The organism is Shewanella sp. AC34-MNA-CIBAN-0136, assembly GCF_040309945.1.
Taxonomy (GTDB): Bacteria; Pseudomonadota; Gammaproteobacteria; order Enterobacterales; family Shewanellaceae; genus Shewanella.
Genome location: NZ_JBEOPJ010000106.1, coordinates 1 through 240, shown reverse-complemented (window position 1 = coordinate 240; position 240 = coordinate 1). Strand labels below are relative to the sequence as shown.

Below are 240 nucleotides of genomic sequence, written 5' to 3'. Positions count from 1 at the left end.
CGGTAAGCGTGCGCATATTCAACTGCTTGATGGCGATAAAGTGAATCTCATCGGCGCACAGCTACAAATTGTCGATAGTGACAATGCACGTAAGTACCATATTAGCGGCTTCGATACTGCCCAAGAAGCAACTGCTGCCAAAGCTATTTTGCAAGGTCAAGCATTGGGCAAGCGCCATGTGAATATCAAGATGGATGATGATACGCCCTAGCATTAAAAATCTAGCATGGTATTTAGACA

Annotated in this window: 1 protein-coding gene; it reads left to right on the top strand. The window is 44.6% G+C overall.

Going from position 1 to position 240, the window contains the following annotated elements:
- The coding region (locus tag AAEY94_RS20830) for a hypothetical protein (protein WP_350979954.1) at window positions 1-211 on the top strand (211 nt) is incomplete at its 5' end.
- Window positions 212-240: the final 29 nt, after the last annotated feature.